Origin of the sequence: Pontibacter qinzhouensis, assembly GCF_008017455.1 — a bacterium.
GTDB lineage: Bacteria > Bacteroidota > Bacteroidia > Cytophagales > Hymenobacteraceae > Pontibacter > Pontibacter qinzhouensis.
This window is the reverse complement of sequence record NZ_VRTY01000075.1, coordinates 1-13,994: the sequence shown is the minus strand read 5'-3', so window position 1 is coordinate 13,994 and position 13,994 is coordinate 1. Positions and strand designations below refer to the sequence as shown.

Annotated in this window: 12 protein-coding genes; 4 read left to right on the top strand and 8 right to left on the bottom strand. The window is 47.5% G+C overall.

Going from position 1 to position 13,994, the window contains the following annotated elements; genetic code table 11:
* Positions 1 to 3 precede the first annotated feature (3 nt).
* From FVR03_RS17305 to FVR03_RS17285, 5 genes are all read right to left on the bottom strand, one after another.
* The gene (locus FVR03_RS17305) at positions 4 to 669 is read right to left on the bottom strand and encodes a cbs domain containing protein (protein ID WP_147923024.1); all 666 of its coding nucleotides are present in this window, start codon (positions 667 to 669) and stop codon (positions 4 to 6) included.
* Positions 666 to 1,442: an alpha/beta fold hydrolase gene (locus FVR03_RS17300; RefSeq protein ID WP_147923023.1), complete on the bottom strand. Its 777-nt coding sequence runs from the start codon at positions 1,440 to 1,442 to the stop codon at positions 666 to 668. Before FVR03_RS17300 ends, FVR03_RS17305 begins: the two co-directional genes overlap by 4 nt.
* A gap of 57 nt (positions 1,443 to 1,499) precedes the next feature.
* Positions 1,500 to 2,066 (bottom strand): anthranilate synthase component II, encoded by a 567-nt coding sequence (locus FVR03_RS17295; protein WP_147923022.1) that lies wholly within the window; start codon positions 2,064 to 2,066, stop codon positions 1,500 to 1,502.
* Positions 2,067 to 2,302: 236 nt separating this feature from the next.
* Positions 2,303 to 2,821 (bottom strand): CvpA family protein, encoded by a 519-nt coding sequence (locus FVR03_RS17290; RefSeq protein ID WP_147923021.1) that lies wholly within the window; start codon positions 2,819 to 2,821, stop codon positions 2,303 to 2,305.
* A gap of 358 nt (positions 2,822 to 3,179) precedes the next feature.
* Positions 3,180 to 3,641, bottom strand: coding sequence for a GatB/YqeY domain-containing protein (locus FVR03_RS17285; protein ID WP_147923020.1), 462 nt, complete (start codon positions 3,639 to 3,641; stop codon positions 3,180 to 3,182).
* Between the two features lie 168 nt (positions 3,642 to 3,809).
* Here FVR03_RS17285 and FVR03_RS17280 point away from each other — a divergent pair, with 168 nt between their 5' ends.
* The 4 genes from FVR03_RS17280 (at position 3,810) to FVR03_RS17265 (ending at position 7,981) form a co-directional block, all read left to right on the top strand.
* The gene (locus FVR03_RS17280) at positions 3,810 to 4,523 is read left to right on the top strand and encodes a pyridoxine 5'-phosphate synthase (RefSeq protein WP_147923040.1); all 714 of its coding nucleotides are present in this window, start codon (positions 3,810 to 3,812) and stop codon (positions 4,521 to 4,523) included.
* 345 nt (positions 4,524 to 4,868) lie between these two features.
* Complete coding sequence (locus FVR03_RS17275; protein WP_147923019.1) at positions 4,869 to 5,375, top strand: hypothetical protein; 507 nt, start codon at positions 4,869 to 4,871, stop codon at positions 5,373 to 5,375.
* A 319-nt stretch (positions 5,376 to 5,694) separates the two neighbouring features.
* Positions 5,695 to 6,462 carry an alpha/beta fold hydrolase gene (locus FVR03_RS17270; RefSeq protein ID WP_147923018.1) on the top strand — a complete coding sequence of 256 codons (768 nt, stop codon included), beginning with the start codon at positions 5,695 to 5,697 and terminating at the stop codon, positions 6,460 to 6,462.
* A gap of 805 nt (positions 6,463 to 7,267) precedes the next feature.
* On the top strand, positions 7,268 to 7,981 hold the full coding sequence (locus FVR03_RS17265) for an SAM-dependent methyltransferase (RefSeq protein WP_147923017.1): 714 nt from the start codon (positions 7,268 to 7,270) through the stop codon (positions 7,979 to 7,981).
* A gap of 562 nt (positions 7,982 to 8,543) precedes the next feature.
* Here FVR03_RS17265 and feoB read toward each other — a convergent pair.
* From feoB to FVR03_RS17250, 3 genes are all read right to left on the bottom strand, one after another.
* Positions 8,544 to 10,697: a ferrous iron transport protein B gene (feoB, locus tag FVR03_RS17260; RefSeq protein ID WP_147923016.1), complete on the bottom strand. Its 2,154-nt coding sequence runs from the start codon at positions 10,695 to 10,697 to the stop codon at positions 8,544 to 8,546.
* Between the two features lie 5 nt (positions 10,698 to 10,702).
* A complete protein-coding gene (locus FVR03_RS17255) occupies positions 10,703 to 10,915 on the bottom strand; it encodes a FeoA family protein (protein ID WP_255474278.1) in 213 nt (70 codons plus the stop codon).
* 325 nt (positions 10,916 to 11,240) lie between these two features.
* Complete coding sequence (locus FVR03_RS17250; protein ID WP_147923014.1) at positions 11,241 to 13,697, bottom strand: bifunctional UDP-N-acetylmuramoyl-tripeptide:D-alanyl-D-alanine ligase/alanine racemase; 2,457 nt, start codon at positions 13,695 to 13,697, stop codon at positions 11,241 to 11,243.
* Between the last annotated feature and the right edge of the window lie 297 nt (positions 13,698 to 13,994).

Below are 13,994 nucleotides of genomic sequence, written 5' to 3'. Positions count from 1 at the left end.
GTATCAGATATCCAGGTACTTCAGCAACATGTCCAGTCGGTCTCTGCCCACATCGTAGTTAGACCCGTCCTGAAACTGGGCCGTAATGCGGTATTCAAATCGCTCAAGGGTGGCGATAATACGGGTAAGGTCGGTGGTGTTAAGCTTTAAGGTAAGCTTAATATTGTAAGGGTCCAGCTCGTCGGGCGAGACGTAGGCACTTAGTATTTTGGCATTTTCTTCTTCTATCAGGCGGCTGATCTGGCTCAGGGAGTAGTCGCGCTCCGGCATGGAGAGCACCAGTATGCTGCCCTGCCCCTGCAGCGCCGACATCTGGCCAAAGGCAGCCAGGGTATCGTTAATCGTTATAATGCCCATGAACTCCTGCACTTCGTCCAGCACAGGCACTACCTGTATCTTGTTTTTAATGGCCACTTCCATCACATCATAAAAGTGCTGAAAGTGCATGACGTGCACATCCTGAAACTCCAGCTTTACCTGCTCCAGGGTCAGGTTACGGTCGTTGAGTTCAATGAGGCTAACCTCTGTAGCAAGGCCAATATATTTGCGATTTCGGGCAACGGCGAGCTCGTTTACACGAAATTCATCCATCCAGCGCAAGGCCTTGTCTACGGTGTCGTAGACCTTGAGCGGTGGAATCATTTGGTTTATGAGCTCTTCTGCAATCATGTGACTGTTTCTGCTGTTTTGGTTCGGGTTAAGAATCTTTTAAAGATACTGTTAAACTTCTCCGAATGTTCCATCATGGGAGCATGTCCGCATTGGTCTATAAAGTAAAGCTCCGAGTTTTTAATGAGCCGGGCAAACTCATGCGCTACTATAGGAGGCGTAATGGTGTCGTTCAGCCCCCAAATGAGCAATGTCGGCACGGTTATCTGCGTAATGTCTTTTGCCATGTTGTGGCGCTGGGCCGACTTAGCGATAGAAATAATGCGCAGGCACTTCGAATTGCTGTTCGTTATGTCGAACACCTCATCTACGAGCTCTTTAGTGGCCGTTTCGGGCCTGTAAAAGGTGTGCTCCGTACGCTCCTTCACATAGTTGTAATTTCCCCGCTTCGGAAAAGAACCGCCCATAGAATCCTCAAAAAGCCCGGAACTACCCGTCAGGACCAGCCGCTTTACATTTTTCGGGTTTTTAAGCGTAAATACAAGCCCCACATGCCCACCGAGCGAGTTACCGAGCAGTGTCAGGTTATTTAACTTTTTAAAGTTAACAAAATCTTCTACAAAACCAACCAGACCTGGCACGCCTGCTTTGTACAAAGGCATTTCATAGATGGGCATGAGCGGAATAATGACGCGGTAATCTTTAGAGAAATAATCAACCACGCCCTGCCAGTTACTCAGAGCGCCAAAAAGCCCGTGCAATAGCAGTAATACTTCACCTTCTCCCTCGTCTATAAATTTAAAGTCGCCTTCTTCTCTGACCTGTAGATTCATTGGATTTAATAATAGTTAATAAGCTAATAACAACTTCGGGAATACTCTTTGTTACATTTACGCAATATTAGCAATTGTAAGCCAATTATGAAGCAAACGTAAACCATAAGTCGTGAGGGCGGCCTCCGGATGAAACTGTAACGCATAAAGTGGCAGCCTCGCGTGCCTGAAAGCCATCAGCTCGCCTTCGGCGGTGTGGGCCAGCGGTACAATAGCGGGTGGCGTATGCTGCAGCACCAGCGAATGGTAGCGCACCACCTGCATTTTTTCTGGCAGATCTTTAAAAATGGCGTCAGGCAGGCACCTGATCTCTGACAGTTTGCCATGCATCGGCCGTATTCCTTTTTCGAGCTTTGCCCCAAAAAATTCCCCTAATGCCTGATGCCCCAGGCAAATACCCAATATCGGCACTTTTTCGTGGTATTCCCTGATTACCTCTATCAAACATCCTGCCTGCTCTGGCACCCCCGGCCCTGGCGACAACACAATGGCCTCTATAGGCAACTGCTTTAGCTCCTGCAGCGGCACATCGTTCCGAAGCACATGCGCCTCCACCCCCAGCTGCCCAAAGTAATCAACCAGGTTGTAGGTAAAGGAATCGAAGTTATCGAGTAGCAGGAGCATTCTTTTTCAATTTGAAGATTTATTGATTTGGAGACTTGAAATTGTAGGGATTAAAGACTCTAAGTACAGCCAGAACCAGAGCTGCAGGTAATAAATCAGAATTATCTGAATTAAAATGGTCTTCATGAAGACTTTAGTGATGCTGGCGCTGTTGGTTGTTTACCATAAGCACATTATATATAATCTTCAAATTTCTCATCTCCAAATTTTCAAATCAACATTCATCTCCAAATCCTTTAAAAATGATCTGTAACAGATTGAAATAGCGCTTTTACAAACGGGATTACATAACCGATTACATCTAGTGCGTAGGGTGTTGCTTTTAGCACATAGGGGTAAATAGTAGAACTGGCAGCTGTTTCTGGGGTAATGCTGATGCCGGCCAGGTCTGAAATGTACAGGAGCAGGCTCAGGGCAAAGCACCATTTCAGGGCACCCAACACACCTCCCAGAAAATTATCGAAGAAACCGAAGGGAGTAAAGTCCAGCACTTTTTTCAGGAGAAGCCCAATAACGCGAACCCCCAGAATAATAGCGACAAACACCACCAGAAACGTAACATATGGCAGCAGCGCGCCGGCATCGCCTACAAAGTCTTGCATAACAGGAATTGCGGAGTCGAGTAGTTTGAGCCCCAGCAAAATAGCCAGTACCAAGGCAAAAAGCGACACTAGCTCCAGCAACAGCCCCTTCCGGAAACCTACAAAGGCGCCATACAAGAGTGGTAGCGCCAGAAAAATATCGAATGTACTCAATTCGGATAAAATTAAAGCAGAAGCAACTGCTATAGCTGCTTCTGCCAAATACTTAACTTAATTCTGTGATAAATAATTTCAATCTGTAGTGCTCCAGTGAAGGAATGTCGCCAAGTTATTTGCATGAAAATGGCCTTGAGAAGCTTTTTTTTATGTTTTAAGGCTCATATTTATCTAGCCCAGACACTCGCAGGAGCTTCGCACGCTGCGAGGTCTTTGCTGCTTAATTTCAATTAGCCATTTATCAATACAGCAATTTAGCCTCCCAACAATCAACAATTTAACAGCCAGCAACCAATTATTCAGATGAAAACAGCCTTCAGAAGCTTTTTTTTCAAAAATCGGTCAAGGGTAATCCTTAAAAGTCGGTGTTGTTCAGGAGTGCGCCTACAGCATTAGAAATAGCACGACCATCGGCCAGACCAGCCAGTTCTTTGGAGGCCACGCCCATAACTTTACCTAAATCAGATGGGCCAGTGGCCCCTACACGCTGAATGATATCTACCAGGCGCACACGCAGTTCGCCTTCGTCGAGCTGCTTTGGCAGGTAACTTTCTATTACAGAAAGCTCCGCCAGCTCTACCTCCTCCAGGTCGGAGCGGTTTTGTTTGGCAAATACTTCTGCCGATTCGCGGCGTTGTTTCGCGGCTTTGGTCAGAAGTTTCATTTCGGTGTCTTGCGACAATGCTTCGCCGCCGCCTTTTTCTGTTTCGGCCAGCAAAATCTGCGATTTAATGCTGCGCAGTGCCTGCAAACGGGTTTTATCTTTGGCCAGCACAGCCTGCTTAATATCGGCTTCTACTCTTTCTTTTAGGGTCATAGCTTTATATTTTATTTTTCTTAAATTTTTGAGCTGGTGCTTTTTCTGGCATTATACGCAGCCTGTGCAAGCACCAATAGGTATCATCTTAAACAAAATTGATTAATTTAGTCGTTTCGTAAACCTATGTTCTATCCCGGCCACTGTGCCAGGAGTATTAAAAAGATGATGACTAAGCTGAGCGTAAATATAAACAAAATAGCCACGCTTCGTAACGCCCGCGGTGGCGACAGGCCAAATGTTGTGCAGGTGGCAAAAGATTGTGAACGTTTCGGGGCACAGGGCATAACCGTGCACCCGCGCCCAGACGAGCGCCACATTCGCTTTCAGGATGTGTACGACCTGAAGCAAATTGTAACTACCGAATTTAACATAGAAGGCAACCCGACACCCGATTTCCTGAAGCTGGTAAAGGCGGTGAAGCCGGAGCAGGCCACACTCGTACCCGATGCCCCTGATGCCATCACCTCCAATGCTGGCTGGGATACCATCCGGCACAAAGACTTCCTGACCGATGTTATACTGGAGCTGAAGGAACTTGGTATCCGCACCTCTATTTTCGTGGACCCCGACGAGGCTATGGTAGAAGGCGCTGCCCTGGTAAAAACTGACCGGATAGAACTGTACACCGAGGCTTACGCCAGCCATTACCACCAGAACCGCGAAGCTGCCATAGCACCTTATGCCAGAGCGGCCCAAAAAGCGCAGGAACTTGGCCTGGGTTTAAACGCCGGCCACGACCTTGATCTTGACAACCTGCAGTATCTTAAAAACAACCTGGTAAGCCTGGAAGAGGTAAGCATCGGCCATGCTCTCATCTGTGACGCCCTCTACTTCGGCCTCGAGAATACCATTCAGCTCTACCTACGCCAGCTAAAGTAACCCTTGACCAATTTTCAGCAAAATCCCTTTTGGAGGGTATTTTCATTAGCATAATTTAATTGCTGCTTGTTAGTTACTGATTGTTGAAAGGTTAAATAGCTGATTGAAATTAAGCAGGGAAGACCGCGCAGTGTGCGCAGCTCCTGCGAGCGTATGGGCCCAAAATAGTTGACAGGCAGATTAGCAGCTAAAAAAACTTGTGTCTTGCATTCTGTGCCTTTAAAAAGTCTCCGGAAGCGCAGTTTAATTACAGCTGCTGCAGCAGCATATCTACTTATTTGAATATCGATTTACTTGCATGAATCTGAAATTTTCAGCAAATTAAATCAGCATATCAGAAAGCAGATGAAATACAAATTTTCTACAAATCAGTTTGGGGTGGATAAGAAAGGGCTGCATCTGCTGCGGAGCAAGCACAAATTCATTTCTTACGCCGATATCGATTCTGTAACCCTTAAAAGTGGCAAGGTTATGAAAAACTGGCAGTTGCTGCTGCTCTTCGGTATTTGCTGCCTGCTTTTTTCTGCCTATTCTCTGCTAAGCCGGTTTGTGTTTTCTGACCTCGCTCAAACTACCTATACTCAACCTGAAGAAGTAATAGTGACAGCCATCTCTTCCTTTATAGGTGCAGGAGCCATTATTTTGTCGCTTCAGACAAAAGACATTATGGTGGTGAGGCGGAAAGGCAAAAAGGTGGTGCTGCTTATGAAACCACTCGTAGACGCGCATAAAACAGATGACTTTATTTCGTTTGTGAGCCAGCGGCTTGGGTACAAAAAAGTTTTCGTAAACCCCGATTTCGACAAAGAGAACAAAGCCACTCCCCTGCCGCAAAAAACACGAAAAGTATAAATTTCAACTACCAAAGCAACAGACCAGTAAGAGCATGCACAAAACCTTGGCAACGCCCTTGACTAAATTCTGATGAAATTCCTTTGGAAGACTATTTTTATTCAAATAATTTCACCCCTTATGGTGACTGATGCAGCAAAATGCCGGCCAAAGCTTCTCCACTTTTGGTTACAGTGAAATATAGAAGACGTACACAATAGATGCCCAGAGTAGTTTTAAGTTCTAATTTCGAATTTGACGAAGTACTCATGCAGCTTAGCACCTGGTCTTGCGTATGCTACTAAAAAATACACCCTACTGTTAACGAACAGATAAACACATGAAGTTACACTACAAAGAAATGGGCCATGGCCAGCCACTGCTCATTCTGCATGGCCTCTTTGGCACATTAGACAACTGGCAAACGCTGGCAAAGCGACTATCGGAGCATTACAACGTATTTCTGGTGGACCTGCGCAACCATGGCCGCTCGCCGCACGCCGACGAACACACTTATGAACTGATGGCCCAAGATGTGCTGGAACTGATCGATGACCTGAACATTCCCACACCTGCTATTATGGGGCACTCGATGGGTGGCAAAGTAGCCATGAAATTTGCCCTTACCCACCCCACACGCCTTACCAAACTGATAGTTGTAGATATTGCACCACGGGCTTACCCACCGCACCACGACGAGATTATAGAAGCGCTAAAATCGATAGACCTGAGCACTGCCACCACCCGCAGCCAAATAGACGAGCAACTTGCCCGCTCCATTAGCCAGCCTGATGTGCGCTTATTCCTGATGAAGAACATCTATCGCAAAGAAGACAACACCTTTGGCTGGCGCATGAACCTGAACGGCCTCGACACGAACTACGAAAACATCAGCGCTGCCATCACCGCAGATGTACCTTTTAAGAAAAGTGCTTTGTTTATTAAAGGCGGCAGATCGAGGTACATAACCCAGGAAGACCAATATACCTGCATCGAGCACCTGTTTACCCAGGTAGAAATTGAAACTGTGCCAGGCGCTGGCCACTGGGTACACGCCGAAGCTCCTGACCAGGTGTATGAGCTAGTATATAACTTCCTGACGCATTAGTGCTGCGCCAAATTAAAAATTATGCTGGCGCTAGCGTCCTCGCTCGTGAAAATTATTCCAAGGCCGCTGCCCGTGGTGCAATTCATTTACAGGAAACAGCATTTCTTATAATTAAATTGGACCAGCACTAAGTACATGCAAAATGGTTTTGTCAGATAGGCAGAGATATAAAGCATTATTGGTTTTCAGATTATTTGAATGATGTTACGCAACTTCTGGTATTTGAAACCTTTAATTTGGTTCTAATACATTTGGTAACAGTTTCATCCGGTGCCCTTAGGCTTTACTGTTGCATTGTAGAAGTCTTAGCGCTCAAGGCCGCGAGGCCCCGTTCTCGGGCATCGCGCTGCTGCATCTTTCCTGCCTTCGCTCGCGCTCAGGCTGCCTGCGGCACCGGAAACATGCAAAGGCGCTCAACCCAAGAACTGGAAATTTATGCTCTTAGTTGAGGCTAAAGCGCCAGCGACTGCAATTTGTTGGGATTATAAAATTTAATTGGATATCCTTAGTGCATAACATCAGTTATTTGAATGAAAACAGCTTCCAGAAGACTTTACATCAGAACTTTGTCAAGGGTATAGCAGGCTTGTATTAATTGCATGCACTAATTGCGTTTGTTATTAAACTATTACTAGCTGCAACAGCACTGCCACAGCCTAAGCAAGTGCTGTGGCAGTCTTTTTTCAACACCAACAGCACAAGGCAAAAACATTTCTTCTTTCTACCTTTACAGCTCCGCTAGCTTTTATGAGAGCATTTTTGCCATAATCCCTAAATTTTATTTTCCTAATTTAACGAAGTCCCTATGGCACAACCAGGCATTTTGTATCTGATACCCACTGTACTGGCCGATGGCACTGCTGATAAAGTTATATCGCTGCAGGTAAAGGAAACGGTGCAGCACCTTACTTACTTTATTGTGGAGAATTTGCGGACTGCCAGGCGGTTTGTTAAAAGTATTTGCCCTGAGCTGGTAATAGAGAGGTTAACCTTTGTGCAGATAGATAAAGATGCCACGCCTGCGCAGGTACAAAAGTCGCTGGAGCTGGTGCTGAAGGGGCAGGATGCCGGCATTATCTCGGAAGCAGGTTGCCCAGGCGTGGCAGACCCGGGTGCAGAGGTGGTAAAGTTTGCGCATCAGAAAAGCCTTAAAGTAGTGCCTTTTTCCGGTCCGTCTGCTATACTGCTAAGCCTGATGGCCAGCGGCTTTAACGGCCAGCGCTTTGCTTTTCATGGGTATTTGCCTATAGATCGGGCTCCCCGCCTGCAGGCTCTCCGCCAGCTCGAAAAAGAAATGCAGCAGCGCGACCAGACACAGATTTTTATGGAAACGCCTTACCGCAACAACAAGCTGCTCGAAGACCTGGTGCAAACACTTCACCCCAGCACCCGCCTCTGCATTGCCGCCAACATTACCTCACCGGAGCACGAGCTCATCCAAACCAAAACTATTTCAGATTGGAAACAGGCATTGCCGGACATACACAAGCAACCAGCAGTATTTTTGATTTATAAGTAACAGGTGGAGTAACAGAAAATGCCTTCCGTAGGATTTTTCTGCTGAAAGCCCTCCGGAAGGCATTTTTAATTTAAATAATTGATGTTACGCATTTTTGAGACGTAAGACTTTATTTTCCAAGATCACGTCGTAAGTTCTTATTAGGTTAGTATTAGCACTTTTTACTACAAAGCTGTAAAGTTTACCAAGCGCACAATTGACGATTTTTTGTGGGGGAAGGGGCCCTCGAAAAAGAGCTTTCAGCGAGTGGGGGTGCAGGGCCCCCCTTTAGACAAAATTGTCTTGATTCTTTTGCTTGCTTTGGGGGTAGGGGCCCTCTATTCTCATCAAGGAGAAAAGTAAGGCCCAGCCGGCGAGGCGAAAGCTTGTGGAGAGCAGTGAACTTAAAAGGTTGTAAAACAGCTCGCAGATAGACTAAAAATCAATACAATAGAGTCTGAAACCTACTGAGTGCGTAACATCAGTTAAATAATTGCTAAAGGCCTCCCAGCCAGGTTCCCCAAATTGGTTATCTGAAATTTAACCTGATGGATATCATTTCTAATTTTGTGCAGCCGTAGCCTTAGCTAAAAATCTGATAGGTGATAAAGGCCATTACGTAGGCCAGGCCACTCATGTACACCAGCTGCGCCATAGGCCAGGTCCAGCTTTTGGTTTCGCGGCGTACAATGGCCAGCGTGCTGATGCATTGCATGGCAAACAGGTAAAACACCATAAGAGAGAAAGCGCGTGCCGGCGTAAAGAAAGGATCGCCATTTTCGTCTTTTTCAGACATCAGCTTGTTCTTAATGGTGCTAACATTTTCTTCTTCGCCAATGCTGTAGATCGTAGACATGGTGCCTACAAACACCTCGCGGGCAGCAAAAGAGGTGAGCAAGGCAATCCCGATCTTCCAATCGTAGCCCAGCGGCCTGATGGCTGGCTCTATGGACCGACCTACAATGCCAGCATAAGATGACTCTAATTGCAGAGAAGAAACCAGGTTCTCCGTTTCCTGCTCAGATAAATTAGCAGCTTCTGCCTGTTCCAGAGCCCGCTCCTCAGCAGTTTCGAAGCTATTGCCGGGGCCATAAGAGGCCAGCACCCACAGCACAATAGATACGGCCACAATTACCTTACCTGCCTCCAGCACAAAGGTCTTCGACTTTTCGAAAATGGTGAGCCCTACGTTTTTCCAGCGCGGCATTTTATACACCGGAAACTCCATAATAAAATAGCTGCGCTCACGCGCTTTCAGGAGCACCTTCAGGAGCAGAGCCGAGAAAATGGCAGCCAGGAAGCCCAGCAGGTACAACCCCATCAGCACAATACCCTGCAGGTTCAGGAACCCTAAATAATAAGTATCTGGCACGACTAGGGCAATTAGTACCGTATAAACCGGTATGCGGGCCGAGCAGCTCATTAAGGGAGTTACGAAGATCGTGATCATGCGGTCTTTCCAGTTCTCGATGGTGCGGGCCGACATAATAGCAGGCACAGCACAAGCCACTCCTGAAATAAGCGGCACCACCGATTTACCATTCAGGCCGAACTTGCGCATGATCCTATCCATCATAAACGTAACGCGCGCCATATAGCCGGTTTCTTCCAGCACTGCAATAAATGCAAATAGCAGGGCAATCTGCGGAATAAAAATAAGCACACCACCTAAGCCTGCAATCACGCCTTCGGTAAGCAGGTTTACCAGAGGGCCGCTAAAGTTTTCTTGTATGAGAGAGTTTAAGCCGGCAATGCCTTCGTCAATCAGGTCCATGGGGTAGCTAGCCCAGGAGAAAACAGCCTGAAAAACAAGAAATAAAATAGTAAAGAAAATCAGGTAGCCAAATACCTTATGTGTCAGGATCTGGTCGAGGCGGTTGCTGAACTTTTCGTCTTTATCGGCCTTCTCTACCCGCACAACATCCAGCAACAGCTCGTTTATGCGCGTGTAGCGGGCTATGGTTTCGTTTGCCTGCAGCGTGTTAGAATGAAAGGCTTCCTGCTCCAGCAGTTGTTCCAGCCAGGTAATATCAGCTTCTTTCAGAAACTTGAGCCCACGGGCCTGGTGCGCGTAGTGCAGTGCCAGGTAATCGTTCCGGAGACCAAAGCGCTCTTTTATAGGACCTACCACTGCATGCAGAGCGTCAGGAATAGTGTAAAAGTTCTCCTGGGTGGGCTGCAGTTGCTGCGACATTATAATTTTCAGGGCCGCCATACCAGTGCCTGTCCGGGCATTAACCGGAATAACCGGCACTCCTAATTGCTCCTGCAATGCCTGCACGTCAATTTTCACACCCTCAGCTTCTGCCACATCTACCATGTTCAGGGCCAGTACCGCCGGAATCTGCAGGTCGGCCAGCTGCGTGAACAGCAGGAGGTTACGCTTCAGGTTAGAAGCATCGGCCGTAACAATAACCAGGTCTGGCTGGTGGGTAGAGCTTACATCGTAGAGCAGGTTAATAACCACGCGCTCATCCAGCGACTTCGGGTAAAGGCTGTAGGTGCCGGGTAAATCAATAATCTGTACTTTTTGCCGGGCAGCCAGCTGGCAAACGCCTGTTTTTTTATCTACTGTAACACCCGGGAAATTACCGACCTTCTGGTTTAAGCCCGTAAGCTGATTAAAAAGTGACGTTTTACCAGAGTTCGGGTTACCAATAAGGGCCACTTTTGCCATTTGCACTTTAGGTGCTACCGGATTGGCCTGTCTTTCTTTCGCTTGGGTAGTTACAGCCATAAGAGTTAATCTTTCAACAAGATGGTTTCTGCTTCGTCCAGGCGCAACGAGAGCGTATAATCATTTACAATAATTGTGATAGGATCGCCTAGAGGAGCTTTGCTGTTCAGCTTCACAGAGGTGCCGGGCAGACATCCCATTTCGAGCAACTTCAGAGCCATCTCCGGATCGTTCAGGCCAGAAATCTCTCCAGATTCCCCAATTTTAAGATCGCGCACAGTTCTTTGTGCCTGCTTTTTGTTTGATTGTTGCGCCACCACCTGCGTTATTTAGACTGGTTATAAACAACTGCAAGTTACAAGGCGTTCCTCTTTAAAGCAAAAGATTTAGACAATAGTGTTTTAAACTTAGTGTAGCTACATCAAAAATGATAATTCAGGTTAGAAAACACCTTTTATTAATGGCCGAAAGCAGATTATCGAGAATTTCTAATTTGACGAAGCACCTTAAAACTTGAACCCTAGTAAGAAAAAGACAGATTTCTCTTTGGAAGGCTATTTTCATTAGAATAATTGACATGGCAAAAAAGTATATGCCTTTCGCTTATTCGGCAAAAAACACGCGTTTTACCCGGGCACTTACATTGGTGAGCAGTTCGTAAGGAATGGTTCCGATTTTCTGTGCCAGCTCCACCAGTGGCAGTTGCGGCCCAAATACAATTACCTCATCACCGGCTTTCACCTCCAGGCTTGTTACATCTACCATGCACATGTCCATGCACACATTGCCGATAATAGGAGCCCGCTTGCCGTTTATAATTACTTCGCCGACGCCGTTGCTGAAGCGGCGGTCGTACCCATCGGCGTAGCCAATAGCAATGGTGGCAATGGTTTTGGCCTCGGCAGCCACTCCTTTGCGGCTATAGCCTACGGTTTCGCCTTTGCCAATGCCCTTTACCTGCGATACCGTGGTTTTCAGGGTACTTACCGGCTGTAGCGCCTCCTGCTCGGCTCCGGTAGCCTCTACGCCATACAGGCCTATGCCCAACCGCACCATGTCGAGCTGGTGCTCCGGAAAGCGCACAATACCTGCCGAGTTGAGCACATGCCGGATCGTTTTATAACCCAGCCGCTCCTCTACCTGTTCCGATAGTTGCCGGAAGTTAGCGATTTGCCGGGCCGAGAAATCGTTGTGGAGGGCCTCGTCTGCTCCAGCCAGGTGCGTAAAAACACTTACTACCTGCACCTTTGGGTGCTGCTCCAGCATATAGAAAAGCATTTCGAAATCGCTTTCGGTAAAGCCTAGCCGGTGCATGCCAGTATCAAGCTTCAGGTGAATCCTGGCATTCGCGCCACCCGACTCAAAAAGAAACTGCTCCAGCAGCTCCAACGAATAGATTTCGGGCTCCAGATTGTACTGGCGCAGCTTGGCAAAACTGTCTACCGAGGGATTCATGACCATAATGGGCAAGGTAATACCATGTTCCCGCAGGCTCCCCCCTTCATCGGCATAAGCCACAGCCAGGTAGTTTACATGGTGGAACTGCAGCAGGTTAGCAACCTCGAAGCTGCCGCTGCCATAGGCAAAAGCCTTTACCATCACCATTAATCTGGTGTCGGGAGCCAGCCTGGAGCGGTAAAAGTTCAGGTTGTGTACCAGGGCATCCAGGTTTACCTCCAGCACCGTACCATGTACCTTCTGCTGAAAGGCCTGCACTATTTTTTCGAACCCGAACACCCGGGCTCCTTTTATCAGAATAACCTCATTCCGGAAAGCATCAGCTTTAAACTGCTTCAGAAAGGCAGCAGTACCACTGTAAAATGTGCCAGTACCGCCAAATGCTTCGGCGTTCTTCTGAATGGTTGGGCCAATTCCCCATACTTTGTCTACTTTCTTTACCCGCACCAGGGCCGCCACCTGCTGGTAAAGCTCCTCCTCCGGCACCCCCGACTCCAGTAAATCAGACAGAATAAGGGTACGTTTGCCGCGTTGTGGCTGGCTGGCCAGCAGGTCGAGCGCAATGGCCAGGCCGGCAAGGTCGTTGTTGTAAGTATCGTCTATGAGGTAGCAACCGTTTATGGCTTCTTTCATTTCGAGGCGCATAGCCACCGGGTGCAGCTTGTCGAGGCGGTTCTGGATGTCGGCCAGCGACAGGCCACAGTACAGCAGCACGGCCAGGCAATGCAGCGCGTTTTCTACAGACGCATCGTCGGTAAACGGAATAGCCAGGCGTTGCTTCTGCCTCTGGTAAGTATACACTACAATGGTTTTAGCACCGGCTATAGTCGTACCTGAAATTATCAGATCGGCCTTTTTGCTCTTCCTGGACCAGGTAAAGGAGGCAATGTTACCTGCCTGCACCGCCTCGTGCACCTGCTCATGATCGGCGCAGTAAAACAACAGGTCGGCTTGTGCAAAGAGCTTCAGCTTTTCAGCAACCTTCTGCGCTACCGAGTCGAAGCCCTGGTTATGGGCGCTACCTATATTCGTAAATATACCCATGGTAGGCTGAATGATGTGCTGCAGTTTTTCCATTTCGGCAGGTTGCGAAATGCCAGCCTCAAAAATTGCCAGTGTATGCTTTTCGTTTAGCTGCCACACCGAGAGCGGCACCCCAACCTGTGAGTTGTAGCTGCGGGGGCTTTTCACAACCAGTTCATCGGGGGTGAGTAACTGTGCCAGCCACTCCTTTACAATGGTTTTGCCATTGCTGCCCGTTATGCCGATTACCGGCACTTTAAACTGCTGCCGGTGCCAGGCTGCAGCGGTCTGCAAAGCAGCCAAACTGCTAGTAACCTGCAAAAAATTAGCCTCTGGGTAGCTCCTGCTTTGCTCTTCAACCGGCAGTTCTTCTACCACAAACTGCCGCACGCCCTGCGCATAGAGCTGCGAAATAAATTTATGCCCGTTGTTGTACTTGCCACTGATGGCAAAAAAAACTGTACCTGCCGGCTGCGACAACTTTCGGCTATCGGTAAGCAAGTCCAGCACAGGCCAGTCCTGCACAAATTGAACAAGAGCCCCCTCTGTAATAGAAGCAAGCTTTCGGAAAGTGAGCATAAGCTATTGGTTAAAGCGCCTCAAAGTTACTAAACCCCCGCCTGTTTTCCTGCAACCGTACCTGCTCATAAATTCTGTGCGGCTGCTGCTGATTGTCTCCAACCCTTGACCTTTTTTTACTGAAAAAGCTTTGGAAGGCCGTTTTCATTGGAATAATTGGTGGTTGTTGATTTTTTAGTGGTTTAATGCATAAATAATTGATTCAGGATTTGAAAACTTAGAGTAAATAATTAACTCAAGTTGCGATTATAAAACTATGAAGCCATCCAGGTTTGTTAAGGGGTAAAGCTACCAAAC